This is a genomic window from Buchnera aphidicola (Mindarus keteleerifoliae) (assembly GCF_039392895.1).
Classification (GTDB): Bacteria; Pseudomonadota; Gammaproteobacteria; order Enterobacterales; family Enterobacteriaceae; genus Buchnera_A; species Buchnera_A aphidicola_A.
In genome coordinates, this window is record NZ_CP135027.1 from 229,106 (window position 1) to 254,777 (window position 25,672).

22 protein-coding genes, 3 tRNA genes, 1 rRNA gene and 2 pseudogenes are annotated in these 25,672 nt (G+C 23.6%); 18 read left to right on the forward strand and 10 right to left on the reverse strand.

Annotation, left to right across the window (positions count from 1 at the left end; genetic code table 11):
• Window positions 1-26: 26 nt before the first annotated feature.
• On the reverse strand, window positions 27-1,760 hold the full coding sequence (gene argS, locus RJT62_RS01030; RefSeq protein ID WP_343153916.1) for an arginine--tRNA ligase: 1,734 nt from the start codon (window positions 1,758-1,760) through the stop codon (window positions 27-29).
• Between the two features lie 303 nt (window positions 1,761-2,063).
• Here argS and RJT62_RS01035 point away from each other — a divergent pair.
• From RJT62_RS01035 to RJT62_RS01045, 3 genes are all read left to right on the forward strand, one after another.
• Window positions 2,064-3,616, forward strand: a 16S ribosomal RNA gene (locus RJT62_RS01035).
• 62 nt (window positions 3,617-3,678) lie between these two features.
• Window positions 3,679-3,755, forward strand: a tRNA-Ile gene (locus tag RJT62_RS01040).
• 15 nt (window positions 3,756-3,770) lie between these two features.
• Window positions 3,771-3,843 (forward strand) — tRNA-Ala (locus RJT62_RS01045).
• Between the two features lie 3 nt (window positions 3,844-3,846).
• Here the strand turns inward: RJT62_RS01045 and gloB are convergent.
• Both gloB and rnhA read right to left on the reverse strand, forming a co-directional pair.
• Window positions 3,847-4,623 carry a hydroxyacylglutathione hydrolase gene (gloB, locus tag RJT62_RS01050; RefSeq protein ID WP_343153917.1) on the reverse strand — a complete coding sequence of 259 codons (777 nt, stop codon included), beginning with the start codon at window positions 4,621-4,623 and terminating at the stop codon, window positions 3,847-3,849.
• Window positions 4,604-5,083, reverse strand: coding sequence for a ribonuclease HI (gene rnhA, locus RJT62_RS01055; protein WP_343153918.1), 480 nt, complete (start codon window positions 5,081-5,083; stop codon window positions 4,604-4,606). Before rnhA ends, gloB begins: the two co-directional genes overlap by 20 nt.
• A 34-nt stretch (window positions 5,084-5,117) precedes the next feature.
• Between rnhA and dnaQ the strand changes: the two genes are divergently transcribed.
• The 5 genes and pseudogenes from dnaQ (at window position 5,118) to RJT62_RS01080 (ending at window position 8,425) form a co-directional block, all read left to right on the forward strand.
• On the forward strand, window positions 5,118-5,867 hold the full coding sequence (gene dnaQ / locus RJT62_RS01060; RefSeq protein ID WP_343153919.1) for a DNA polymerase III subunit epsilon: 750 nt from the start codon (window positions 5,118-5,120) through the stop codon (window positions 5,865-5,867).
• A 58-nt stretch (window positions 5,868-5,925) separates the two neighbouring features.
• Window positions 5,926-5,999: transfer RNA gene (locus RJT62_RS01065), tRNA-Asp, on the forward strand.
• Window positions 6,000-6,233: 234 nt separating this feature from the next.
• A pseudogene (lpcA, locus tag RJT62_RS01070) lies at window positions 6,234-6,819 on the forward strand (D-sedoheptulose 7-phosphate isomerase).
• A 179-nt stretch (window positions 6,820-6,998) separates the two neighbouring features.
• Window positions 6,999-7,460 (forward strand): xanthine phosphoribosyltransferase, encoded by a 462-nt coding sequence (gpt, locus tag RJT62_RS01075; RefSeq protein ID WP_343153920.1) that lies wholly within the window; start codon window positions 6,999-7,001, stop codon window positions 7,458-7,460.
• Between the two features lie 236 nt (window positions 7,461-7,696).
• A complete protein-coding gene (locus RJT62_RS01080) occupies window positions 7,697-8,425 on the forward strand; it encodes a nucleotide exchange factor GrpE (protein ID WP_343153921.1) in 729 nt (242 codons plus the stop codon).
• 64 nt (window positions 8,426-8,489) lie between these two features.
• On the opposite strand, the gene RJT62_RS01085 is transcribed toward RJT62_RS01080, so the two are convergent.
• Window positions 8,490-8,771 (reverse strand): RnfH family protein, encoded by a 282-nt coding sequence (locus RJT62_RS01085; RefSeq protein WP_343153922.1) that lies wholly within the window; start codon window positions 8,769-8,771, stop codon window positions 8,490-8,492.
• 60 nt (window positions 8,772-8,831) lie between these two features.
• On the opposite strand from RJT62_RS01085, the gene smpB reads away from it, so the two are divergent.
• Window positions 8,832-9,296 (forward strand): SsrA-binding protein SmpB, encoded by a 465-nt coding sequence (gene smpB / locus RJT62_RS01090; protein WP_343153923.1) that lies wholly within the window; start codon window positions 8,832-8,834, stop codon window positions 9,294-9,296.
• Window positions 9,297-9,325: 29 nt separating this feature from the next.
• Window positions 9,326-9,784 carry a tRNA adenosine(34) deaminase TadA gene (gene tadA, locus RJT62_RS01095; protein ID WP_343153960.1) on the forward strand — a complete coding sequence of 153 codons (459 nt, stop codon included), beginning with the start codon at window positions 9,326-9,328 and terminating at the stop codon, window positions 9,782-9,784.
• Between the two features lie 4 nt (window positions 9,785-9,788).
• On the opposite strand, the gene acpS is transcribed toward tadA, so the two are convergent.
• The 5 genes from acpS to lepA all read right to left on the reverse strand — a co-directional run bounded on the left by acpS (window position 9,789) and on the right by lepA (window position 14,549).
• Entirely contained in the window at window positions 9,789-10,169 is a 381-nt protein-coding gene (gene acpS, locus RJT62_RS01100) for a holo-ACP synthase (protein WP_343153924.1), read from the reverse strand.
• 61 nt (window positions 10,170-10,230) lie between these two features.
• Window positions 10,231-11,061, reverse strand: coding sequence for a GTPase Era (gene era / locus RJT62_RS01105; protein ID WP_343153925.1), 831 nt, complete (start codon window positions 11,059-11,061; stop codon window positions 10,231-10,233).
• Entirely contained in the window at window positions 11,058-11,738 is a 681-nt protein-coding gene (gene rnc / locus RJT62_RS01110; protein ID WP_343153926.1) for a ribonuclease III, read from the reverse strand. The genes era and rnc overlap by 4 nt, the downstream gene beginning before the upstream one ends.
• 76 nt (window positions 11,739-11,814) lie before the next feature.
• Window positions 11,815-12,738 carry a signal peptidase I gene (lepB, locus tag RJT62_RS01115; RefSeq protein ID WP_343153927.1) on the reverse strand — a complete coding sequence of 308 codons (924 nt, stop codon included), beginning with the start codon at window positions 12,736-12,738 and terminating at the stop codon, window positions 11,815-11,817.
• Between the two features lie 17 nt (window positions 12,739-12,755).
• Window positions 12,756-14,549: a translation elongation factor 4 gene (lepA, locus tag RJT62_RS01120; protein ID WP_343153928.1), complete on the reverse strand. Its 1,794-nt coding sequence runs from the start codon at window positions 14,547-14,549 to the stop codon at window positions 12,756-12,758.
• A gap of 187 nt (window positions 14,550-14,736) precedes the next feature.
• Here lepA and mnmA point away from each other — a divergent pair, with 187 nt between their 5' ends.
• The 8 genes and pseudogenes from mnmA to ribA all read left to right on the forward strand — a co-directional run bounded on the left by mnmA (window position 14,737) and on the right by ribA (window position 24,082).
• Window positions 14,737-15,867: a tRNA 2-thiouridine(34) synthase MnmA gene (mnmA, locus tag RJT62_RS01125; RefSeq protein ID WP_343153929.1), complete on the forward strand. Its 1,131-nt coding sequence runs from the start codon at window positions 14,737-14,739 to the stop codon at window positions 15,865-15,867.
• Between the two features lie 150 nt (window positions 15,868-16,017).
• Window positions 16,018-17,388: an adenylosuccinate lyase gene (gene purB, locus RJT62_RS01130; RefSeq protein WP_343153930.1), complete on the forward strand. Its 1,371-nt coding sequence runs from the start codon at window positions 16,018-16,020 to the stop codon at window positions 17,386-17,388.
• Window positions 17,389-17,729: 341 nt separating this feature from the next.
• A complete protein-coding gene (locus RJT62_RS01135) occupies window positions 17,730-18,512 on the forward strand; it encodes an enoyl-ACP reductase FabI (protein WP_343153931.1) in 783 nt (260 codons plus the stop codon).
• Window positions 18,513-18,636: 124 nt separating this feature from the next.
• Window positions 18,637-20,586: an exoribonuclease II gene (locus RJT62_RS01140; RefSeq protein ID WP_343153932.1), complete on the forward strand. Its 1,950-nt coding sequence runs from the start codon at window positions 18,637-18,639 to the stop codon at window positions 20,584-20,586.
• Between the two features lie 172 nt (window positions 20,587-20,758).
• Complete coding sequence (locus tag RJT62_RS01145) at window positions 20,759-21,394, forward strand: YchE family NAAT transporter (protein ID WP_343153933.1); 636 nt, start codon at window positions 20,759-20,761, stop codon at window positions 21,392-21,394.
• 103 nt (window positions 21,395-21,497) lie between these two features.
• The gene (gene lipB, locus RJT62_RS01150; protein ID WP_343153934.1) at window positions 21,498-22,124 is read left to right on the forward strand and encodes a lipoyl(octanoyl) transferase LipB; all 627 of its coding nucleotides are present in this window, start codon (window positions 21,498-21,500) and stop codon (window positions 22,122-22,124) included.
• 102 nt (window positions 22,125-22,226) lie between these two features.
• Window positions 22,227-23,081: pseudogene (gene lipA / locus RJT62_RS01155) on the forward strand (lipoyl synthase); the annotation flags it as partial.
• Window positions 23,082-23,494: 413 nt separating this feature from the next.
• Window positions 23,495-24,082 (forward strand): GTP cyclohydrolase II, encoded by a 588-nt coding sequence (gene ribA / locus RJT62_RS01160; protein ID WP_343153935.1) that lies wholly within the window; start codon window positions 23,495-23,497, stop codon window positions 24,080-24,082.
• 954 nt (window positions 24,083-25,036) lie between these two features.
• Here ribA and yciA read toward each other — a convergent pair.
• Window positions 25,037-25,432: an acyl-CoA thioester hydrolase YciA gene (yciA, locus tag RJT62_RS01165; protein ID WP_343153936.1), complete on the reverse strand. Its 396-nt coding sequence runs from the start codon at window positions 25,430-25,432 to the stop codon at window positions 25,037-25,039.
• Window positions 25,433-25,672: the final 240 nt, after the last annotated feature.

Below are 25,672 nucleotides of genomic sequence, written 5' to 3' on the forward strand. Positions count from 1 at the left end.
CTCTATTAAAGTTTATAGGAAAATAATTACATTTTTTCAATAGTTTTAATACCTAATAGATTTAATCCTTTTTTTATTACCTTTGAAGTTAGTATGGATAATTTAATCCTACTTAAAAATATTTTCTTTTTCTTTGCGAAGATAATAGGACAGGTTTCATAAAAGGAAGAAAAAATAGAAGATAATTCGTATAAATATAAACACATAATATGAGGTTTCCCATGTTTTGAAATATTTAAAATAATTTCTTCGAATTCTAAAAGTTGAATAATTAATTTTTTTTCAATTTCTTTTTTTAGGCAAATTTTTTCTTTAATATTTAATTTATGCAGTTTAGATTTTTTTAAAATAGAAATAATTCTAGTATAAGCATATTGTATATAGGGTGCTGTATTTCCTTCAAAAGATAGTATTTGTTCCCAATCAAATATATAATTATTATTTCTGTTTTTTGATAAATCGAAATATTTAAGAGCACCTATTCCAATAATAGGAGCATAATTATTAAGTTCTTTTTTAGATATTTTTGGATTTTTTTCTTTTATTATTTTTGTTGATTTTTCTATAGCTTTATTTATAAGAGTTGTTAATTTAATATTATCACCGGTTCTTGTTTTAAATGGTTGTTTTTTTTTAGATAAAATCATTCCGAACACATGATGTTCTATTAATACATTTAAGGGTACATAACCAGCTTTTTTTGCTATGATTGTTACTTGTTTTAAATGTTGTTCTTGTCGAGAATCAGTATAGTAAACAATTCTATCTGCTAATAAAGTTTGACATCTATATTTTAAGCAAGCAATATCAATCGTTGAATAAAGATAAGATTTATCTTTTTTTCTGATAATTACTCCCATAGTTTTTCCATTTCTATTTTTAAATTCATTTAAATAAACAATAATAGATCCATTTTTTTTTACAGCTATATTTTTTTTAATGAGATCTTTGACTAGTGATCTAAGATGATCATTATATTGACTTTCTCCTTTTACATCTTTTAAAAGTAAAGAAACATTTAATTTTTTATAAATTTCTTGATTGTATTTTACAGTAATATCTACAATTTTTTTCCATATATCAATACAAAAAGATTCTTTTTTCTGAAGTAAACAAGTAAAATTTTTTGATTTTCTAGCAAAATTATTATTAATTTCATATTTTTTTTTAGCTTTCTGATAAAAAATTTCCAATTTTTTTAAGTCGATTTTTTCCTTGAAATCAATTTTTTTTTCTAACATAAAAGCAATTAACATTCCAAATTGAATACCCCAATCTCCAATATGATTAACTTTTATAACTTTGTGACCTAAGTATTTTAATACTCTAACTAAAACATCGCCAATAATAGTAGATCTTAAATGACCTACGTGCATTTCTTTAGCAACATTTGGAGATGAGTAATCTACGACTATAGTTTTCGGTTTTTTTGTATTAACTATGTTTAATCTGGAACATGAAAACATTTTTTCAGCTTTTTCTTCTAACCATTTTTTACTTAAAATAATTGTAATTAATCCTGGTTTTATAATTTCTATTTTTTTATGAAATTTTTTTTTCTTAATTTTTAAGATAATTTTATTTGAAAGTTCATAAGGGTCTATATGCATTTTTTTTGAAATGTTTATAAGTCCATTAACTTGATAATCACTTTTTTGGTTTTTAGAACTTTTTTTTATTCCTAAATCATGATCAAAAGAAACACAAGAATCGATTAATGCCTTTTTAAATATTTTAGACAATTCTGATTTAAGGTTCATATAACATAACTTACTTCGTTTTTAAAACAATAGTATACAACATATTTTTTTTAAAAAATAATATTTTTATTTTTTTGATAAATAAAAAGCAAAAGTAAAAAAAAGAAATTTTTTACTCTTTATTTCTTAAATATTAAAATATTTTAAATAATGCAATAAAGTTATTGACAAGATTAACATTTAATTATAGTATTGTGGGAGTTGAAAAAAGCTCTTTAAAAATATCAGAAAATCTGTGTGGGTACATCAAATTTAATTACAAAATAGAATTTAAAAATACTCTTACGAGTAAAAATTTTTGTTAAATTGAAGAGTTTGATCATGGCTCAGATTGAACGCTGGCGGCAAGCTTAACACATGCAAGTCGAGCGGCAGCGAAAAGAAATTTATTTCTTTGTCGGCAAGCGGCGAACGGGTGAGTAATATCTGGGAATCTACCTAAAAGAGGGGGATAACTACTGGAAACGGTAGCTAATACCGCATAATGTTGAAAAACCAAAGAAGGGGATCTATTTTATAGACCTTTTGCTTTTAGATGAGCCCAGACGAGATTAGCTAGATGGTAAGGTAAAGGCTTACCATGGCCACGATCTCTAGCTGGTCTGAGAGGATAAACAGCCACACTGGAACTGAGATACGGTCCAGACTCTTACGGGAGGCAGCAGTGGGGAATATTGCACAATGGGCGAAAGCCTGATGCAGCTATGCCGCGTGTATGAAGAAGGCCTTAGGGTTGTAAAGTACTTTCGTCGGAAAAGAAAAAGATAAAACTAATAATTTTATTTATTGACGTTATCCGAAAAAGAAGCACCGGCTAACTCCGTGCCAGCAGCCGCGGTAATACGGAGGGTGCTAGCGTTAATCGGAATTACTGGGCGTAAAGAGCGCGTAGGCTGTTTTTTAAGTCAGATGTGAAATCCCTAAGCTTAACTTAGGAACTGCATTTGAAACTAAAAAACTAGAGTATCGTAGAGGGAGGTAGAATTCTAGGTGTAGCGGTGAAATGCGTAGATATCTGGAGGAATACCTGTGGCGAAAGCGACCTCCTAAACGAATACTGACGCTGAGGTGCGAAAGCGTGGGGAGCAAACAGGATTAGATACCCTGGTAGTCCATGCCGTAAACGATGTCGACTTGGAGGTTGTTTCCTTGAGAGGTGACTTCCGAAGCTAACGCATTAAGTCGACCGCCTGGGGAGTACGGCCGCAAGGCTAAAACTCAAATGAATTGACGGGGGCCCGCACAAGCGGTGGAGCATGTGGTTTAATTCGATGCAACGCGAAAAACCTTACCTGGTCTTGACATCCATAGAATCTTTTAGAAATAGAAGAGTGCCTTCGGGAACTGTGAGACAGGTGCTGCATGGCTGTCGTCAGCTCGTGTTGTGAAATGTTGGGTTAAGTCCCGCAACGAGCGCAACCCTTATTCTCTGTTGCCATCAGGTTATGCTGGGAACTCAGAGGAGACTGCCGGTTATAAACCGGAGGAAGGTGGGGACGACGTCAAGTCATCATGGCCCTTACGACCAGGGCTACACACGTGCTACAATGGTTTATACAAAGAGAAGCAACTCTGCAAAGATAAGCAAACCTCATAAAGTAAATCGTAGTCCGGACTGGAGTCTGCAACTCGACTCCACGAAGTCGGAATCGCTAGTAATCGTGGATCAGAATGCCACGGTGAATACGTTCCCGGGCCTTGTACACACCGCCCGTCACACCATGGGAGTGGGTTGCAAAAGAAGCAAGTAACTTAACCTTTTATAAAGGAGAGCGCTTACCACTTTGTGATTCATGACTGGGGTGAAGTCGTAACAAGGTAACCGTAGGGGAACCTGCGGTTGGATCACCTCCTTAAAAAAATATGATTATTTTTGAATGTATCCACACAAATTTTCTGATATTTAAAACAAGTAAAAAGGCTTGTAGCTCAGTTGGTTAGAGCGCACCCCTGATAAGGGTGAGGTCGGTGGTTCAAATCCGCTCAGGCCTACCATATAAATCAATGTATGGGGCTATAGCTCAGCTGGTAGAGTGCCTGCCTTGCACGCAGGAGGTCAGCGGTTCGATCCCGCTTAGCTCCAAAATTAATAAGAGTTTCTTAAAATTCTAAGTTTAATAAAACAATCTATATCATTTGAATTTTTTGATAATCCAATAGAAGTTTTTAACATTTTTTCTTTAGTTCTTAGAAAGATATTTATTTTTTTTTCTAATTTTAGTTTTGTAGGTAAACTACAAAATATTTTTTTTTTAAAATTTTTAATTTTATTTAAGTAATTAATGATATTTTTATCTTCTTTTAATAAAGAAGAGGAAAATTCTAAATTTTTTTTTGTATATTCATGAGAAGGATATATGAATATTTCATTAGGTAATGACAATATTTTTTGAATAGAAGTAAATTGTTCTTCATAAAAGTTTTTATATACTCTTCCACATCCTCCAGAAAATAAAACATCTCCACAGAATAAAAATGGATATGAGTAATAACTCACGTGTTCTTTCGTATGTCCCGGAGTATGCAAAATTTTCCATTTTATTCCTAACAAATCAATTCGTTTTTTTTCATCAACATAAATTATAGTTTTAAACATTTTTATTTCTCTAGGACCATAAATTTTTAATTTTGGAAAATTTTTTAATAAAAAAAATACTCCTTCTATATGATCTTCATGTTTATGAGTTAGAAATACAGACACTGGAATATAATTTCTTTTTCTTAAATATAAGATTAGAAATTTAGATTCTCCAGGATCTACAATAATTACCAATTTTTGGTTATTAACAATAACCCAAACATAATTATCTTTTAGTATTTTTATTTTTTTTATTTTAATTAAATTATTTGAATATAATATCATTGTGATATCCTGTATCTTTCAAAGTTGAAGATGATCTAGCTGCTGACTTTGCTAATTTATCACATTTTTGATTTTTTTTATTTCCAAAATGTGATTTGGTCCATTTCCAAAAAACATTGTGTTTTTGTATCAAATCATTTAATCGTTTCCACAAATCTATATTTTTTACTTTTTGGTTTTTTTTAGTTTTCCAGTTATTTAATTTCCAATTTTTAATCCATTTAGTAATTCCATTTTTTACATATATACTATCAGTAGTTAATTCTACCATACATCTTTCTTGCAAAGATTCCATTGCCATAATTGCAGCCATCAATTCCATTCTATTATTAGTGGTGAAATCATATCCTACTGATAGTATTTTTTTGTTATTTTTATATTCTATTATAGCTGAACAACCTCCAGGTCCTGGATTGCCTAGACAAGAACCATCAGTAAATATTTTGACTAATTTTATCATTGTATTATATAATCTCTGTAAATTAATAGCATATATGTTTATATTTTCTAATCACATGATACGACAAATAGTATTGGATACCGAGACAACTGGTATGAATCGAAAAGGATCTATTTGCAAAAATCACAAAATTATTGAAATTGGTGCCGTAGAATTAATAAATCGTAAATTAACAGGAAATAATTTTCATATTTATCTTAATCCTAATCGAAAAGTTGATTTAGAAGCTTTTAAAATTCATGGAATTTCAGATTCTTTTTTAAAAAAAAAGCCAACTTTTAGAGAAATTTCAACTGATTTTTTAAATTATATAAAAAACTCAGACTTAATTATTCACAATGCTGATTTTGACTTTAGCTTTATTCAATATGAATTTAAATTTTTAAATATTAAAATTCAACCTAAAAAAAATTTCTTGAAATTAATCGATACTTTAATTATAGCAAGAAAATTATTTCCCGGTAAAAAAAATTCATTAGATGCCCTTTGTTCTCGTTATCAAATAAATAATAACAATAGAAAATTACATAGTGCAATAATAGATGCTAAATTATTAGCAAGAGTATATTTACTAATGACAAGTAGTCAAGAAGAAATTAATTTCGAATTAAAAGAAAGCAATGTGGAAAGAGCACATAAGATAAAAAAAAAACATTCTTTTAAAAAAAGCTCTTTTAGTTATTTATTTGCTAATGACCAGGAAAAAAGAGATCACAATTTTTATTTAAAAGAAATAAGAAAAAAGTTTGGAAAATGTTTATGGATCGATTCTTTTAAAAAATAATTAATTTAGTTGACTACTTTTTCAAAAAGTATCATAATGTATTTTTAAAAAAAAATTTGGTGCGGTAGTTCAGTTGGTTAGAATATCGGCCTGTCACGCCGGAGGTCACGGGTTCAAGTCCCGTTCGCACCGAAAATATATAATGTTTATAATCAGTTTTTCTTCTTTAAAAAATTCTACATATAAAATCCTTATTGAAAGTCTTTTTGATTAAAAATAGTAATTTTTGCTAATGTCATATAATTAATTTTGTAAATATTTTATTTCATAAAAATATTCTGAATTAATATTTATAAATGAAAAATATACGCATTATGAATATATTGTTAAATAATATATAATTTTTAACAGTAAAGGATATAATTTATGTATAAAAAAATTATTCGGAATGAACTTCGTTCTGCTTTAAATATATTAAAAAATTTTCTAAATAATGATACTCAATTAAACCTTTTACAAAAATCTGCAATATTAATAGCTAATAGTTTTAAAAAAAAAAAAAGTTATTTCATGTGGAAATGGAGGCTCTCATTGTGACGCTATGCACTTTGCAGAAGAGTTAACAGGTTGTTATAGAAAAATTAGACCCGGATATCCTGCAATAGCTATATCGGATAGCAGTTATCTTTCTTGTGTTGGAAATGATTTAGGTTATGAAAATGTATTTTCAAGATATATAGAATCAGTAGGAAATGAACAGGATATATTATTTGGAATATCTACATCAGGTAATTCTTTAAATATTTTTAATGCAATAAATGCAGCAAGAAAAAAAAATATGAGAATAATTATTCTTACTGGAAAAAACGGGGGGAAAATAGCAGGTTTATCGGATATAGAAATAAATATTCCTCATTTAGATTATTCTGATAGAATTCAAGAAATGCATATAAAAATAATTCATATAATTATATTATTAATTGAAAAAGAAATGAAAAAAGACACAAATTAATGAATATCAAACATTTATCATATTATTTCATCTATTTAATTTTATAAAAAATTATTTATTAATCATATTAATTTAAACTTATTTGAAATTTTTTATATATTTTAAATATTTACTAATTAAAATTATAATTTTATTCCTAAAGTATTATTAATAATAATTTTATAATTTCGGATTTTTTTATGGGTAAAAAATATATTGTTACTTGGGACAAATTGCAAATTTATGCAAGAAGATTAGCTAAAAAATTATTTAAAAAAAAAAATAATTGGAAAGGTATCATAGCAGTTAGTAGAGGAGGTTTAATACCTTCGGCAATTATTGCAAGGGAATTAGGAATAAGATTAGTAGATACTTTATGCATTTCTAGTTACGATTATAATCGTTTAAGGGATATAAAGATAATAAAATTAGCTAAAGGAAATGAAGAAGGAATTATTGTTATAGACGATTTAGTTGATACAGGAGGAACAGCAAAAATTATTCGTGATATGTATCCGAAAGCATATTTCGTAACTATTTTTGCTAAACCTATAGGAAAATTTTTCGTAGATGCTTATGTAATCGATGTCCCTCAAGATACTTGGATAGAACAACCCTGGGATATGTCTATTTCTTACGTTCCCCCTTTATCGGAATTATGATTTTCAATTATAAATAAATTTTATAGTTTTTTATTTTTATAAAAAAATCTTTTATATAAACATTTTATAGAAAAAATTAAAAATTAAGAATTGTCATTCAAAGAACATTTTTTAAATTAATAATTTAAAAAAATTGATTTTAAATAAAATTTTATGTATAAATACGTTTATTTTGTCTTTAATAATTTCCCTTTTAATTTTTAATTAAAAATATTTTTAACGAAGGAAAATAAAAAATGACAGAGAAAGAAAAAAAAAATCATGAATTCGATGCTAAAAAATTAAAAAATACAAGTAATGGCACCGAACCATTTGATGTTGAAAATATAAAAAATACAAGTAATGGCACCGAACCATTTGATGTTGAAAATATAAAAAATACAAGTAATGGCACCGAACCATTTGATGTTGAAAATATAAAAAATACAAGTAATGGCACCGAACCATTTGATGTTGAAAATATAAAAGAAATAGATTTTTTAAAGGTGATCGATGATCCTGAAATAAATGAATTAAAGAATAAAATTTTAAAATCTGAAATTGAATTTTTAAAACAAAAAAATAACTTAGAAAAAAAACTAAATACAAGTAAATATTTATTTAAAAAAGAATTGGAAAAAAATTATAAATTTTGCTTAGAAAATTCAATATCTGAATTGCTGCCTGTATTAGATAATATAGAAAGAGCATTAGAATCGGTTAAAAATAATGTTAACAAAAATTTTTCGGAAAAGTTTTCTAATAAATTAGAAAAATTAATTAGTTTGATTTTAAAAACATTAAATCATTTTAATGTAGAAGTAATCAAAGATAAAAACGTATTGTTTAATCCTAAAATTCATCAAGCAATATCCGTCCAAAAATCTTCTGAAATTAAACCAAATCATATAATTTTTTTAATGCAAAAAGGATATTTGTTAAATAAACGTTTATTACGTCCAGCAATGGTTATAGTTTCTGAATAAATAAGTATTTTATTAATAGAGTAAACAGAGGTTTTAGATAAACTAATACCTCTGATATAATTTTTTATTTTATTTTTTTAAGATTTTTAATTCTTAGTTCTTGAGGAGTAAAAAAAAGATTCCTATAAATTTCAATTCTATCTCCTTCTTCAACAAAATCATTTAACGATACAATTTTTCCATATATTCCTATTTTATTTTTGGATAAATTAATATCATTTGAAAAATTTAAAATCTTAGATTTTAAAATTACTTCCTTTACAGTTGAATGTTTTAAAATTCTAATTTTTAAGATATATTGTATTTCTAAATATGCATATACTAATGAAACATTTATTTTCTTCATAAACATTTTAAGAAATAAAATTTATTTCGACTATTTAATCAATAACTTGGAATACTTTAAATGTCAAAAAAAAATAATAATATTATTAATAATAACAAAGCTTATTATAATTTTTCTGTTAAAAACACTTTTATAGCAGGAATTGTATTAAAAGGTTGGGAAGTTAAATCAATAAGAAAAAAAAAAATAGATATCAGTAAAGGATATGTTCTTTTTAGATTTAATGAATTGTATTTAAATTCAGTAAAAATTGAATTTATTCAAGCAAAAAAAAATTATGAAGAAACAAACGCTTTAAGAGAAAGAAAATTATTATTAACTAAAAAAGAAATAAAATTTATATATGAAGAAATTAAAAAGAAAAAATATACAATAATTCCCTTATCATTATTTTGGAAAAAAAATTGGTGTAAAATTAAAATTGGGCTTTCTAAAGGGAAAAAAAAGTATGATAAAAGAAATACAGAAAGGAAAAAAAGTTGGAAAATGGAACAATTAAAAATTATGAAAAAAAATACCAAGTAATTATATAAAAAATTATAAGAAATATGAATATCAAATTTAAAAAAAAAGATGAATATTGGATGAAATATAGTTTGAAATTAGCAAAGTTAAGTGAAAAAAATAGAGAAATTCCAGTTGGAGCAATATTAATTTTAAATGATAAAATTATAGGAAAAGGATTTAATTCTTCCATAAAAAATAATGATCCTACTGCTCATGCAGAAATTGTTGCTTTAAGATCAGGTTCCAAAAAAATAAAAAATTATAGATTATTGAACACTACATTATATGTAACTTTAGAACCATGTATAATGTGTCTAGGAGCCATTATACACAGTAGAATTAATCGTTTAGTATTCGGAACTAAAAATAATAGACAAATAATCAATATTAAAGATATAATAAATTATAAAAAAAAATTTAATCAAATAAAAAATTTAGATTTGCAGAATAAATGTTCAATAATTTTAAAAAATTTTTTTTGTAAAAAAAGAAAAAATAAAAAATAAAAAATTATTTTTCCATGATTACAATAGCTGAAACATATGATTTCTCATCAGTAAAACTGACATGGATAAATTTAATTTTGTTTAGCAAAGCTATCTTTTTAGCTTCTTTAAACAAATTTAATTTTGGTTTTCCTAGAGAATCTTTTTCTATTTGAAAATTTTTAAAGGATATTTTTTTTTGAATACCCATCCCTAATGCTTTTGAAGCAGCTTCCTTTATCGAAAAATATTTAGCTAAAAAAGAAATTTTATTTTTTTGAAATAAAAACTCTTTTTGTTCTGCTTCAGATAAAATTCTTAAAGCTAATTTGTCACCCAATCGAAATGCTATTTTCCTAATTCTTTTAATTTCGACAATATCTATTCCAATTCCAAAAATACACATGTTAAAAATAACCTTTATTATTTATGTACTTAGTAATTAATTTTAAAATTTTTCTAGTTTTTTAAATAACTGTTAAAAAGAAATGAACTCTTTTTTTTAAAAAAATTTGTATTTCTTTTCTAGCAGAAGTACTTAATTTTTTTATCATGCTTCCATTTTTTCCAATAAGAATTTTTATATATTTTGAATATTTTGTTTTAATAACAGCATTAATATAATATTCACCTTTAATAATTTTTAGTTTTTTAATTAAAACTTGTATATTATACGGTATTTCTTTTTTTAAAAAAAATAATATTTTTTTTCGAGTTATTTCAGAAATCATAAAAGAAACAGAAGAATGGGTAGTATAATTTTTTGGAAATATATGGGGTCTTAAAAGTAATTTTTGTTTTATTAAAGAGATTAATCTATCTATGTTTTCTCCTGTTTTTGAAGAAATAGGAATAATTTCTGAAAAAATAAATTTATTTTTTATTTTTTTTATATAAGATAAAATATTTTCTTTTTTTTTTATAGTATCTATTTTGTTAATTAATAAAATAACAGGAATATTATATTTTTTTATATCTTTCAAAAATAAAAAATCTTCATTATCCCAATATAAATACTTAGTTAAGTATAAAATACTCATATATTTTCTTTCTGTTTTAATAATTCTTTTAATAATTTCTTTTTGTTTAATATTATTAATTGTTCCTGGAGTATCTAAATAAACACATTGAAATTCTTTATCAGTTTTTATTCCTGTTATGCAATTTTTAGTACTATTTGTTCTAAACGAAGTAATAGAAATATTTTTATTCATTAATCTATTTAACAACGTAGATTTTCCTGTATTAGATTTTCCTAAAATTATTAATGAACCGAAATAAGTTTTTTTATTTTTCACAGTAATCCTAATTTTATTAAAGCATGTTGAGCAGCATCTTGTTCAGCTTTTCTTCTACTAACCCCTACTCCTATTAAATTTTCGTTAATTCCTGAAATTTCACAATTAATTGTAAAAAGTTGATTATGAGCTTCTCCGTATACTTTAACTATTAAATAAGAAGGTAACGGTAAATGTTTAGCTTGTAAATATTCTTGCAATCTTGTTTTAGGATCTTTTTGAGTATTAATGGGATTTATTTTTTTTAATTTATTTCTATACCAATTAAGAATTAATTTCTCTATTTTGTTAATATTACTATCTAAAAATATAGCTCCTATCAATGCTTCAACAGTATTAGCAAGAATAGATTCTCTTTTAAACCCCCCACTTTTAAGTTCTCCTTGCCCTAATTGCAAATATTCCCCTAAATCAAATTCATAGGCAATGGAAGCTAGAGCATGTCCGCAAACTAACGATGCTCTTATCCTACTCATATCTCCTTCATTGATATGAGGAAAATGTTTATATAAGGCATTGGCTATAATAAAACTTAAAATAGAATCACCCAAAAATTCTAGTCTTTCATTATGTTGACTACTTGCACTTCTATGGGTTAATGCTAGAATTAATAATTCTTTATTTTTAAATCTATAACCTAATATTTTTTGTAGTTTATTTATTATTAAATTTGTCATTTTATAGCAATTCCAAATTTTTGGTAATTGAGTGACATATATAACAGAAATAAACAATAGCAGTATTTAATATTTTTTAATGAATTTTCCCTATTCTATTAATTTGAATTCCAGTGGGCCATTGATTTTCTTTTTTTTTAAGACTCATCCAAATTATTGTTGCTTTTCCTAAAATATTTTTTTTTGGAACAAATCCCCAAAATCTACTATCTAAACTATTATCTCTATTATCACCTAAAACAAAATAAGAATTTTCTGGTATTACCCATTCAAAAATGTTTTTATTTAATAGATTTGTATTTATATTCATTTTTTTATTTTTTTGATCTAACAAACATATTTTATGAACTTTATTTTTTAATTTTTCTTCATAAGTGTTAAAAGATGAAATAATATAGTTTTCACTGTTTTTTATTTGAATTTCATTTAAAAAATTGCATTCATTTATAAACTTTTTTGAATAATTAAAAATTTTTATTTTGCATTTTTCTTTTATATTACATTTATTTTGAATAATCACTTTTTTTTTAAAAAAATCATAAAAAATTTTTTCCCCAGGTAAACCAACAACTCTTTTTATAAAATTCAATCTAAAATTTTTAGGATATTTAAAAACTATGATATCTCCCCTTTCAGGGAATCTTTTTTTAGAAAAAAATTTTTTTATAAATGGAATTTTTATTTCATATTGAAATTTTTTAACTATAATAAAATCTCCTGGAAATAAAGTTGGAACCATAGAACTGGAAGGAATTTGAAAAGGTTCAAACAAAAAAGATCTGACAAAAAAAATTGAAGAAATGATTAAAAAAATTAAAAATGTTATTTTTTTTGTAAATAATATTAGTAAATTGATTATTAATTTTAAAAAAACATTTTTTTTAAATAAAAATTTATGAATAATTATTTTTTCTTTGAAAAAGAATTTTTTAATTAGTAACAATACTCCTAAAATTAAGGTTAATGAAAAAAAAACTGAAAATATTATTTCGTTTTGCATAAAATTTCCTTAAAAAATTATTTACTATAGGTATTTAAAACTGAAAAAAAAGCTTCTTTTGGCAAATTCACACTTCCAATTTTTTTCATTCTTTTTTTTCCTTTTTTTTGTTTTTGAAGTAATTTTTTCTTACGACTGATATCTCCTCCGTAACACTTAGATAAAACGTTTTTTCTTAATTGTTTGATTGTGGATCGAGCAATGATCTTATTTTTTACTTTAGCTTGTAAAGCTATATCAAATTGATGTCTAGGTATAAACCATTTCATTTTTTTTATTATTTCTTTACTTTTATGGTGAACTTGACTTTCATGTATGATGATTGAAAATGCATCTATTTTTTGAGAGTTAACTAATATATCTAAACAAACCATGTTAGACGCTTTGAACTTTTTAAAATCATATTCTAACGAAGCATAACCACTTGAAATAGATTTAAGTTGGTCAAAAAAATTTAAAACAATTTCTGACATTGGAATTTCATAAGTTATAGAAACTTGTTTTTCATAAAAAAAGATTTTTGTTTGAATTCCTCTTTTTTCATTACATAACTTCATGATATTTCCTAAATATTCAGTTGGAGACAAAATAAGGCATTCTGCAATAGGTTCTTTGAACGATTTTATAGTTTTAAATGAAGAGATTTTTGAAGGTGTATCTATATATGATAACTTTCCATTTTCTTCTTCTATTTCGTAGATAACAGTTGGGGCTGTTGAAATTAAATTCAGTTGATATTCTCGTTCTAAACGAGCTTGAATAATTTCCATATGAAGCAATCCTAAAAAACCGCATCTAAAACCAAACCCGAGAGCAACAGAACTTTCTGGTTCATAAAATAAAGATGAATCATTTAAACTTAATTTACCTAAAGCGTCCCGAAATATATTATATTCTTCTGAAGAAACTGGGAACAATCCTGCATAAATTTGAGGTTTAATTTTTTTAAATCCAGGAAGTAGATTAATAGCTGGTTTTTTTGAAGATGTTATAGTAGACCCTACCGGAGCAGCTGAAATATTTTTAATTCCACAAATAATCCAACCAACTTCTCCACAACATAAAATATTTTTTTTTGTTTGTTTAGGTGTAAAAATACCAATATCTTCTACAAAATATTTTTTTTTAGTATTCATGATTTCTATTTGTTGATTTTTTTTTAAAAATCCGTTTTTTATGCAAATAAGCGATACTACTCCCAAATATTTATCAAACCAAGAATCAATTATTAAAGCTTGTAATCGATTTTTAATATTTCCATTAGGAGGTGGAATATCTGTAATTATTTTTTCTAAAATATCAATAATTCCAAATCCTGTCTTAGCAGAGCATTCAATTGAATTTTTGGATGAAATTCCAATTATTTCTTCTATATCTCTTTTAATTTTTTTAGGATTTGCCGTAGGTAAATCTATTTTGTTGATAACAGGAATAACTTTTAGATTTTTTTCAATTGCTGTATAGCAATTTGCAACAGTTTGTGCTTCAATACCTTGACTAGCATCTATTACTAATAAAGCACCTTGACATGCTGATAGTGATTTAGAAACTTCATAAGAAAAATTTACATGCCCCGGAGTATCAATAAAATTAAATTTAAAATTTTGTTTTTTTTTTGAGAGATAATTTATGGTAACGCTTCTAGCTTTAATTGTAATACCTCTCTCCCGTTCCAATTCCATAGAGTCTAAAACTTGATTAGACATTTCTCGAGTAGAAAGTCCCCCGCATATTTGGATTAAACGGTCTGAAATAGTTGATTTTCCATGATCAATATGTGCAATAATAGAGAAATTTCTTATATATTTCATCTTAAAATTAAGTTACCGTTATTTAAAATTAATTATGTTATTGACATAAGTTTTATCAAAAACGAATTGAATATTACTTAAATGTCATTTGCTTTATTTAAACAATAATAATATCATCAAAGATAAAAAACATCTTATTTTATTTAGTAAATATAAAAAATTGATATTTAATTATAGATAATACAATATGAAAATTATTAGAGAAAAAAGAAAAAAAATTAAAGTTATAGTTGCAATGTCAGGAGGAGTAGATTCTTCAGTTTCTGCTTGGTTATTAAAAAAACAAAATTACGAAGTAGAAGGTTTATTTATGAAAAATTGGGAAGAAGATGATACTTTTGAATATTGTCGATCCAAAGAAGATTTAAGTGATGCAAAATTAGTATGTAATCAATTAAATATTCAATTGCATACTGTAAATTTTTCTTCAGAATATTGGAATTATGTTTTTAAAGTTTTTTTATCAGAATATAAATTAGGAAGAACTCCTAATCCTGATATATTATGTAATAAGGAAATAAAATTTAAGTTTTTTTTAAATTTTGCATTAAAAGTATTAGGAGCTAATTTTATTGCAACTGGACATTATGTTCGAAAAAAAGAAATTTTAGGAAAAACATATTTATTAAAAGGTAGAGATCTTAAAAAAGATCAAAGTTATTTTTTGTATGCAATTTCTCTTAGTGCTTTAAAAAAGACTTTATTTCCATTAGGAAAATTTCATAAAAAAGAAGTCAGAAAAATTGCCGAAAAATTAAATTTAGTAGTAGCAAAAAAAAAAGATTCTACAGGTGTTTGTTTTATAAATCCTAAAAATTTTAATCTTTTTTTAAAAAAATATTTTCCAATTAAAGTTGGAAAAATTGTTACAACAAAAAATATTTTTTTAGGAAACCATTATGGATTAGTGAATTATACAATAGGACAAAGGAAAGGATTAAAAATTGGTGGGAAAAAAAATTTTTTTCCTGAACCATGGTACGTAGTTGAAAAAAATATTATTACAAATTCTTTAATTGTTGCCCAAGGTTCGAATAATTCTTATTTACTTTCTGTTGCTTGCATTGTCAACAATTTATCATGGATAAATAACTGTTTAATTTTATGCAATTTTAAATGTACAGTTAAAATCAGATATCAACAAAAAGATATAAAATGTTTAATAAATAAAATTAGTCATAATTTAATTTTAGTAAAATTTAAAAAACCTGTTCTTTCAGTAACTCCTGGACAATCAGCAGTTTTTTATTTAAAAGATATTTGTTTAGGAGGGGGTATTATTAAAAAAAGAATTTTATTGAAAAAGATATGCATATAAAAATTAAGAAAATAAATTTATTATTAAAGTTAAAAACTATTTAAATATTTTTTTTATAAAAAAAACTAATTCAATAATAAAAATGTTTTAAATATATGAAAAATATTTTTTTGATTTTTCATTAGATTTATTAAAAGAGGAATTATATTAATGAAATTAAATGATCTAATGGCTATTTCTCCTATTGATGGAAGATATTGCAAACAAACTCTTTTGTTAAAAGAGATATTCAGTGAGTATGCTTTTTTGAAGTTTAGGGTCAAAGTAGAAATTAATTGGTTGAAAAAATTGTCATCTATTAATGAATTAAAAGAATTACCCTTATTTGACAAAAAAACAACTGAAATACTAAATGAAATTTATGAAAAATTCAATAAGGAAGATGCTTATCAAATTAAAAAAATTGAAAAAAAGATTAAACATGATACAAAAGCTATTGAGTATTTTCTAAAAAAAAAAATATCAAAAATAAAAAAATTAGATTCGATCATAGAATTTATTCATTTTTCTTGTACGTCTGAAGATATTAATAATCTTTCATACGCTTTAATGTTAAAAACTTTTATTAAAATTTCTTTGTTACCTAATTGGGAAAAAATTATTTCTTTACTTAAGAAACTTTCTTTTTCATCTAAAAATCAAGTAATGCTATCTAGGACTCACGGTCAACCTGCAACCCCAACTACAATGGGAAAAGAAATAGCAAATTTTATTTTTCGCTTAAATCGACAACTTAATCAGATAAAAAAAATAGAAATTTTAGGAAAAATGAATGGTACGGTAGGAAACTATAACGCTAATTTAGTTGCATATCCTAATATTGATTGGATAAAAGTAAGTAGAGAATTCGTTAATCAGCTAGGTATTGAATGGAATCCTTATACTACTCAAATAGAGCCACATGATTACATTTCAGAATTATTTAGTTGCATTTCTAGATTTAATTTAATATTGATCGATTTAGCAAGAGATATTTGGGGATATATTTCTTTAGGATATTTTTCTCAAAAAAAAATATTGAAAGAAATAGGGTCTTCGATAATGCCTTACAAAATAAATCCTATAAATTTTGAAAATGCTGAAGGAAATTTAGGACTTTCAAATGCAATAATGAATTTTATAGGAGAAAAATTACCGGTATCTCGTTGGCAAAGAGATTTAAGTGATTCGACTGTACTGAGAAATTTAGGCGTAGCGCTAGGATATTCAATTGTTTCTTATACTTCTATACAAACAGGTATTCAAAAAATTAAAATAAATAAAAAAGTAGTTGAAAAAGATTTAAATAATCATTGGGAAATATTAACAGAGGCTATGCAAACTATATTAAGAAGATATGGAATAAAAAATTCTTACGAAAAGTTAAAAAAAGAAATTGAAAAAAATAAAATTAATTCGAAAAATATCATTTATATTATTGAAAAATTACCCATTCCAGAAAAAGAAAAAAATAAATTAAAAACATTAACACCTAATAAATATGTAGGATTATCAATTGAATTGAATGATAGAATTTTTTAAATAGCCAGGAGTTACATACAAATTTAAAAAAATAAACATATTAATTAAAGTTTTTTTATTTTAACTAATAGATTTGTGTTGTTTTTATAACAATTTAAAAAATATGTAATTTGTACAATAACTTTTATTTTTATTTTTTTAAATTTAATGCTGTTTTAAATAATCAAACTGATTTTTAAAAAAATGATTTTGTTTGAACAAAAAATAAAAAATTTATTGACCACATTCAGGAACATTTAAATTTTAATGTTAAAAATCTTATTTATTCAAAGAAAAATATGTTAAATTTTTTAGATATTTTATAAAAAAATTTTAATAAAAAAATATGAAGTAATTATAATATGAAAAATTATCAAAAAAAAATATTATTGGGTAAAAAAATACTTATTACTGGAGTTTCAAATAAACTTTCGATAGCATACGGAATAGCGAAAATAATTCGTAGCTATGGAGCGAAATTAGCATTTAGTTACTATCCTGAAAAAAATAAAAAAAAAGTAATAAAATTAGCAAATTTATTTAAATCAAATATTGTTTTTTTTTGTGATGTAAAAAAAGATGATAGTATTAAAAATTTTTTTTTTAATTTAAGTAAAATTTGGAAAAAGTTTGATGGAATTATTCATTCAATTGCTTTTGCTTGTAAATCGCAATTGTCAGGAAATTATTTAGATGTACTTACTCGAAAAGATTTTATACTTTCTCATGAAATTAGTTCATATAGCTTTTCAGCCTTAGCAAAAGAGTCTAAAGATATGTTGAATAATTTTTCTTCTTTGATAACCATTTCTTATATAGGCTCTAATAGAGTAGTTCCAAACTATAATGTTATGGGACTAGCTAAAGCTTCTCTTGAATCAAATGTTAGGTACATGGCATTTTCTTTAGGAAAAAATAATATTCGCGTTAACGCTATTTCTTCGAACCCGATTAAAACTGTTTCTTCATACTGTATTAAAAATTTTAAAAAAATTATGGATCATTCTATTAAAAATAGTTTTATTAAAACTCCTATAGATACTTTAAAAATAGGAAATTCAGCAGTTTTTTTACTTTCTGAATTATCCTCAGGAATTACCGGGCAAGTTATTTATGTTGATGGAGGATTTAATATTTCAACTTAGAATTAATATTTTTTGTGCATAAAAATGTTGCATTTATATTTAAAAATATAAAAAAATAATTATTAAAAAAATTATTTTTTTGTAAAAAAATTCATGTATTTCTTGAAAATTAGGTTGTAATGTTATGTTTTATAAAAATCCATTATTAATAGAGTTAAAGAAAAAATTAGGAAAAAAAAAATCTATAATAGAAATAGAAGGAATAATTAAAACTACTCAAAAAAAATTTGGTTTTCTAGAAACAAATACTCGTAAATCTTATTTTATATCTTCAAAAGAAATGAAGAAAGTGATACACGGAGACAGAGTAAAAGCAGATATTATTTTAGATAATAATAAAGAAACTGTATATATAAAAAAATTATTAGCACCTTCTTTAGATAAATTTATAGGAAAAATACAAAAAAAGAAAGATGTATTTTTTATAGTTCCAGAAAATTCATTAGTGAAACAAGATATTTTTTGTTCTAAAAAAAATGATATTTTACATACATTTCAAGAAGGAGATTGGGTAATTGCAAAATTAGTAAACCATAAATTAAATGGATATAAATTTTTTTTTGCTGAACTTATAGAATTTATAATAAGTTCGAATGAACCATTTTATTTTTGGAATGTAATTTTATCTAAATATAATTTAAAAAAAAGAGAACCTTTAATCGATATTAAAAATGATATAGAATTTATTCCGGATGAACTAAACAGAAAAAATTTAACAAATTTAGATTTTTTTACAATTGATAATGATAACACCAAAGATATTGATGATGCTTTATTTATTCAAAAGAAAAAGAATGGTAATGTTAAATTAATAGTTGCCATTGCAGATCCTACTTCGTATATTTCTGTTGGAAGTAAATTAGATGAGTTAGCTAAAGATCGTTCTTTTACTAGTTATTTTCCAGGATTTAATGTACCTATGTTACCTAGATCATTGTCAGAAAATTTATGTTCGTTACGGCCGAATAAAAGAAGACCATCATTGGTATGCAAAATGCTTATCGATGAATTTGGAAACATTCTTCAAAAAAAAACTAAATTTTTCTTAGCTTGGATAAAATCTAGAGAACAATTAACTTATCTAAATGTTTCTAACTGGTTAAACAATATTGGAAATTGGAAGCCTAATAATTTTTCTATAAAAAAACAATTAATTTTATTAAAAAAATTTTGTTTACTTCGTATTAAATGGAGAAAAAAAAACGCTTTGATCTTTAAAGAAAGACCTGAATATCGATTTCAGATTGATCCAAAAGGAAAAATTATAAACATATATACTGAACCTAGAAAAATAGGAAATAGAATTGTAGAAGAAGCAATGATTTCTGCAAATATAAGCGCAGCAAACATTTTATTTAAAAAATTAGGTTTTGGAATATATAACACTCATGTTGGATTTAATTCAAAAAATGCTGAAAATACAAGTAAATTATTAATTAATTATGGAATTTTTATTGATAGTCAAGAAATTAATACTTTAGAAGGATTTAAAAAATTAAGTTCTATTATTGAAAACTTATCTAATAATTATCTTGAAGCTAGAATACGTAAGTTTCAAGCTTTTGGAAAAATAAGTAGACGACCTAAACCTCACTTAGCATTAGGATTAAAAATATATGCAACTTGGACCTCTCCTATCAGAAAATATGGAGATATGATAAATCATCGACTTTTAAAATCTATCATTAAAAAAGAAAAGATTGAGATTCCAGAAAAATCTATATTGTCTAAAATAAATGAACAACGAAGAAAAAATAAAATGGCTGAAAGAGAAATACAAGGTTGGTTATATTTAAATTTTTTTAAAAAAATAGATGAAAAAAACAAAATTTATACTGCAGAAATCATAGATGTTTATAATAATGGAATAAAAGCAAGAATTATTCAGAATGGAGCATATGTATTTATTCCTTTATTATTTTTACATTCCAAAAAAAATGAAGTAGTATGCAATAGAGAACATGGAATTATAGAAGTTATGAAACAAAAATTTTATAAGATATCAGATATATTAAAGGTAACTATAGTAGATATTCAAATGAATAGAAGAAGCATAATAGCTTCTCCAATATAAAAAATAATATTTTTCTGTTTAAAAGTTTTTTCTAAAAAAATATTTTTAATTAATTTTTATTTATAAGTTATAAATAAAAACTTAATTTTTATAAATTAAGTATTTTTTTAAAAAAATATCCATTTAATTTATTTTTTTTAAGTTTTTAACTTTAAAAATAAGGAAATAACATATGAATATGTTTTTTATTGATTTTTTTATTTATATAAAATTTTTTTTTAGTTTGTTTGCATTAGTAAACCCTATAGGATTAATTCCAATTTTTACTACTATAACTAGAAAAAAAACGATCGAAGAAAGAAATCGAACTAATTTAATTGCTAATATATCCGTCAGTATTATTTTATGTGTTTCATTGATTTTTGGAAAAATTATTTTAAATACCTTTGGAATTTCAATTAATTCTTTTCGAATTGCTGGAGGTATATTAGTCATAGCTATTGCTTTTTCTATGTTAAATGGGAAAATTTTAAAAGAAAAAAACAAAAATTCTTCTAAATGTAATTCTGAAAATGATGATGTCAGTGTAATTCCCTTAGCAATGCCTTTAATAGCTGGGCCAGGAGCTATTAGCTCCACTATTGTTTGGGGTAGCCAACATTCTAGTTTACAAAATTTAATCATTTGTAGTGTAACAATTTTAATATTTTCATTTTTTTGTTGGGCATTATTTAAAATATCTCCCTGTATAGTTAGATTTCTTGGAAAAAATAGTATTAATATTATGACTAAAATTATGGGTTTATTATTGTTTTCTATAGGAGTTGAGTTCATAATTGCTAGTATTAAATCTATTTTTAATGTATAAAAAATATTTTTATGTATTAATGGTTTTTAAAAAAATAAACAAAAATTCAATATTTGTTTAATTGAAAAATTTTTATCTTTTGAAGATTAAATAGGAATTAAATTTGTATAATCAAAAAATTATAATTCGTGATTTGGGTTTAAAAAATTGGAAAAGCATTGTTGATTCTATGTTTGAATTCAATTCATTAAGAAAAAAGAGTACTTTAGATGAAGTTTGGTTAGTTGAGCATTATTCTATTTATACTCAAGGTCAAATAAAAAATAAAAAAAATATTATTAATGTTATCGACATCCCAGTTGCTAATAGTGATAGAGGAGGACAAATTACTTATCATGGACCAGGGCAAAAATTAATGTATTTTTTAATTGATTTAAAAAGAAGAAAAATACATGTTCGACATTTAATTGAAATATTACAAAAAATTATTTTGAATACGTTAAATATTTTTAATATTTTTGGGAATATTAAGAATAATATGCCAGGAGTTTTTATAAAAAATAAAAAAGTTTGTTCGTTAGGATTAAAAATACAAAATGGATGTTCCCTATATGGTTTATCATTAAACGTAAATATGGATTTAAGTCCTTTTCGAAACATTATTCCTTGTGGGAATAAAACAATAAAAATGACTAATATTGTTAATTATACATCTAACAAAAAATTAAAAAATATTACGAACCTCTTAAAAAAAAATATAATAAAAGAATTTAAAAATATTAATAATTAATTATTTTTCTGTTAATTTTTTTCTTTTTTTTATGCTAGAATTGGTAGATTGTTTAAAATTAAATGATTTTTATTTAAAAATAAATATTTTTCATAAATTATGCTAAAAAAACCAAATTGGATAAAAATAAAAGTTCCAATAAATTCAGAAAAAGTTAATGATATAGTTGATAAACTAAGAAAAAAGAAACTAAATTCTGTTTGCGAAGAAGCGAAATGTCCGAATTTAAGGGAATGTTTTCAGCGTGGTACAGCTACTTTCATGATTCTTGGAAAAGTTTGTACTAGAAAATGTCCTTTTTGTGCTGTAAATAATGGAAGGGCTATGCCTTTAGATAAAAAAGAACCTAAAAATTTAGCTTTGACCATTTTAGATATGAATATAAATTATGTAGTAATTACTTCTGTTGCAAGAGACGATTTACATGATGGAGGAGCAAAACATTTTTCAAATTGTATTAGAGAAATAAGAAAAGTAAAAAATGTAAAGATAGAAATTTTAGTACCTGATTTCAGAAAAAAAATTAATATTGCTTTAAAAATAATCAAATCAGAACTTCCTGACGTATTTAATCATAATTTAGAAAACGTTCCTCGATTGTATTCAGTAATAAGACCTGGAGCTAATTATTTTTCATCTTTGAGTTTATTAAATACTTTTAAAATTAAAAATCCTAAAATTCCAACCAAATCTGGATTAATGTTAGGTTTAGGTGAAACTGATAAAGAAATTATTCAAGTGATGAAAGATCTAAGAAATAATGGAGTAAATATGATAACTATAGGTCAATATTTACAACCTAGTAAATTTCATTTACCTGTAAAACGTTATGTTACTCCTAAAGAATTTAAAGATTTCGAAAGAGAAGCTTTTTCTATGGGTTTTACAAGTGCTTTTTGCGGTCCTTTTGTTCGTTCCTCTTATCACGCAAAAGATCAAATTAAAATTTTTAGGTAAGAAATAGATAATTTAGATTTTTAATTTAAACAAAATTTTTTTTAAAATTTATTTCAAATTATTTTAATAAATAATAAATTGTATTTTTCTAAATTTAAAAATCAGTAAGTAATAATAGTAATTCAATTTATAGATATATTTTAAATATCTTAAAATTTAAGGAATTAAATAATTTAATTTTTTGTAAATATATATACGTTCTTAATGTAAAAAATATTTTTTGATAAAACTTTAATAATTTAAAATATATAAACTAAAAAAATAATTTAAAAAAAATTTTATCGAAAATAAGATTTATAAAATATATATTAACTTCATTTATAATAAATTAAACTTATTAATGTTTATTTTTGATCATTATCAGTAAAAATTTAATTTTTTTTCGGTACATTTTAAATAAATAGGATTCTATTATGCAACTTAAAAAAATATCAGAAGCTAATTTACCTACCCCATGGGGTAATTTTTTAATTATGGGATTTAAAGAAAAAAATAGTGATAAAAATCATGTAGCTTTAATTTTTGGAGATGTAAGTAAAAATATTCCTATATTGTCAAGAATACATTCTGAATGTTTAACAGGAGATGCTTTTTTTAGCTTAAGATGTGATTGTGGATTTCAATTAAAAAAAGCGTTAGAATTAATTTCCTTAGAAAATAGAGGTATTTTAATTTATCATCGACAAGAAGGAAGAAATATTGGTTTGTTAAACAAAATTAAAGCTTATTCCTTACAAGATAATGGATTAGATACTGTAGAGGCAAACCAAAAGTTAGGTTTTTCTGCAGATGAAAGAGATTTTTCTATTTGTATAGATATATTTAATTTATTAAATATAAAAAAAATAAAATTGTTAACCAATAATCCTATGAAAATAAAAATTTTTAATGATTCAGGTATAGATGTTATAGAAAGAGTATCTATTATTGTAGGAAAGAATTCCAATAATTTAAATTATTTAACTACCAAAGAAAAAAAAATGGGACACTATTCAAAATAAACATTTAAAATGTTAAAAGTTTATACTTTTTAACATTAAAAAATGGTTTTATTAATGCAAACAAAAACTATTTTTTTATTTTTAATCAATTCAATTGCTGTTTAAATTAAAATAATTTGTTAGTTTTCTGGTAATATGCTAAGAATATCATTCTTATAAAATTTTTTATTACTTCATGAAAAAGTAGATCACATCTAATTTAAATTATTTTTTTTAAATTTTTTATTTTTACTAAATTAAATATAAAAATAAATTTATATTATATTAATATTTTGAATATATAAAAAATATATATCTTTTTTTTAATAAAAGAAAATCCTTTAATTTTTTTCTTCTTTTAAAATTACTATTTTTATAGTAATGGACATTTTACCCTTCCCTATTCTCATTTTAACTTTACTATTTTCGTTAGTATACTTATATTTTTCGAAAAAAATTGATTTATTTTTCTTGTTTATAAGTTTTTCAAGTTTATTTTTTTTGATAATTTTTTAGGATTAATCTCATCTTCTTGTAACATTTTTGTGTATTAATTATTTTTTTTATCTTTGGTTTTACTTTTTCTTTTAATTTTGCTCTTTTTTTTATTTTTATTAATAATAGTCTTAAATTTTCTAGAATTTCTTCTAAAACGTTTAATAAAGAACTTTTATGTTTGGAAACTTAAAATTTCAAGATCATTAAATTTTTTAAGCTTATCTTTTATTTGGATAATTTTAATATTTAGATTCAAAAATTATTTTAACCAATAATCAAAAAATTAATTTTCTTTGATTAAAAACTGTTTCTATTTAAAATGTTCTTTTTATATATGATAATATTGATATATTCATGTATGTTTTTCAAAACATAAAAAAATTTTTTATGAAAACATACATGAAATGTAAAACATTAGTAAATTTATGTAAATTTTTTCATACATAAATTTTAAAAAAATTATTGTTTTAATCTTTTTTAGATTAAAAAAATGCGAGGTTTTCCTGTATCGTCAATAGCTACATATATAAAATTTGATGTTGCAACAATATATTTTTTTTTTGTGGATTTAGAAAAAATTTTCTTTATCCATATTTCTATATTAATGGAAATAGAACTTTTCCCTATTTTTACAAGATCGACATAACAACTAACGATATCTCCAATAGAAACTGGTTTTAAAAAAGTTATGTTATTAACTTGAACAGTAACTACTTTTCCTTGAGAGATTTCTTTAGCAAGAATAGCTCCAGCTATGTCCATTTTTGACATTATCCATCCTCCAAATACGTCTCCATTTGAATTGGTATTCAAATTTGTAGGTACTGTACGTAAAACCATTTTTCCTGTAGGTCTATTTTTTTCTATTTCCATATCGAAACTATTTTCCTTATTAAATTTAAAAATTGTTTTTTCTTTTTAATATAAAACATATAATAAATATTTAATAAAAATGCAACTAGTCCACCAAATTATTTTTATAATAAATAAATACTAAAAAAATAAATTCAAAGAGAACATTATTTATATTTTTTGCTGAATTGATTGTTATTATTAATATTTTATAAATTATTTTAAAAATATTAAGAGATTAGTATTCTACAAAAAATAAAA

Bases quoted from the DNA above. Each gene is read 5' to 3' on its own strand.
- smpB (WP_343153923.1), top strand. From the start codon at position 8,832: ATGTCAAAAAAAAATAATAATATTATTAATAATAACAAAGCTTATTAT.
- RJT62_RS01145 (WP_343153933.1), top strand. From the start codon at position 20,759: ATGAATATGTTTTTTATTGATTTTTTTATTTATATAAAATTTTTTTTT.
- rnc (WP_343153926.1), bottom strand. From the start codon at position 11,738: ATGACAAATTTAATAATAAATAAACTACAAAAAATATTAGGTTATAGA.
- ribA (WP_343153935.1), top strand. From the start codon at position 23,495: ATGCAACTTAAAAAAATATCAGAAGCTAATTTACCTACCCCATGGGGT.
- lepA (WP_343153928.1), bottom strand. From the start codon at position 14,549: ATGAAATATATAAGAAATTTCTCTATTATTGCACATATTGATCATGGA.
- gloB (WP_343153917.1), bottom strand. From the start codon at position 4,623: ATGATATTATATTCAAATAATTTAATTAAAATAAAAAAAATAAAAATA.
- lepB (WP_343153927.1), bottom strand. From the start codon at position 12,738: ATGCAAAACGAAATAATATTTTCAGTTTTTTTTTCATTAACCTTAATT.
- argS (WP_343153916.1), bottom strand. From the start codon at position 1,760: ATGAACCTTAAATCAGAATTGTCTAAAATATTTAAAAAGGCATTAATC.
- RJT62_RS01140 (WP_343153932.1), top strand. From the start codon at position 18,637: ATGTTTTATAAAAATCCATTATTAATAGAGTTAAAGAAAAAATTAGGA.
- gpt (WP_343153920.1), top strand. From the start codon at position 6,999: ATGGGTAAAAAATATATTGTTACTTGGGACAAATTGCAAATTTATGCA.
- yciA (WP_343153936.1), bottom strand. From the start codon at position 25,432: ATGGAAATAGAAAAAAATAGACCTACAGGAAAAATGGTTTTACGTACA.
- RJT62_RS01080 (WP_343153921.1), top strand. From the start codon at position 7,697: ATGACAGAGAAAGAAAAAAAAAATCATGAATTCGATGCTAAAAAATTA.
- acpS (WP_343153924.1), bottom strand. From the start codon at position 10,169: ATGTGTATTTTTGGAATTGGAATAGATATTGTCGAAATTAAAAGAATT.
- purB (WP_343153930.1), top strand. From the start codon at position 16,018: ATGAAATTAAATGATCTAATGGCTATTTCTCCTATTGATGGAAGATAT.
- RJT62_RS01135 (WP_343153931.1), top strand. From the start codon at position 17,730: ATGAAAAATTATCAAAAAAAAATATTATTGGGTAAAAAAATACTTATT.
- dnaQ (WP_343153919.1), top strand. From the start codon at position 5,118: ATGTTTATATTTTCTAATCACATGATACGACAAATAGTATTGGATACC.
- RJT62_RS01085 (WP_343153922.1), bottom strand. From the start codon at position 8,771: ATGAAGAAAATAAATGTTTCATTAGTATATGCATATTTAGAAATACAA.
- mnmA (WP_343153929.1), top strand. From the start codon at position 14,737: ATGAAAATTATTAGAGAAAAAAGAAAAAAAATTAAAGTTATAGTTGCA.
- rnhA (WP_343153918.1), bottom strand. From the start codon at position 5,083: ATGATAAAATTAGTCAAAATATTTACTGATGGTTCTTGTCTAGGCAAT.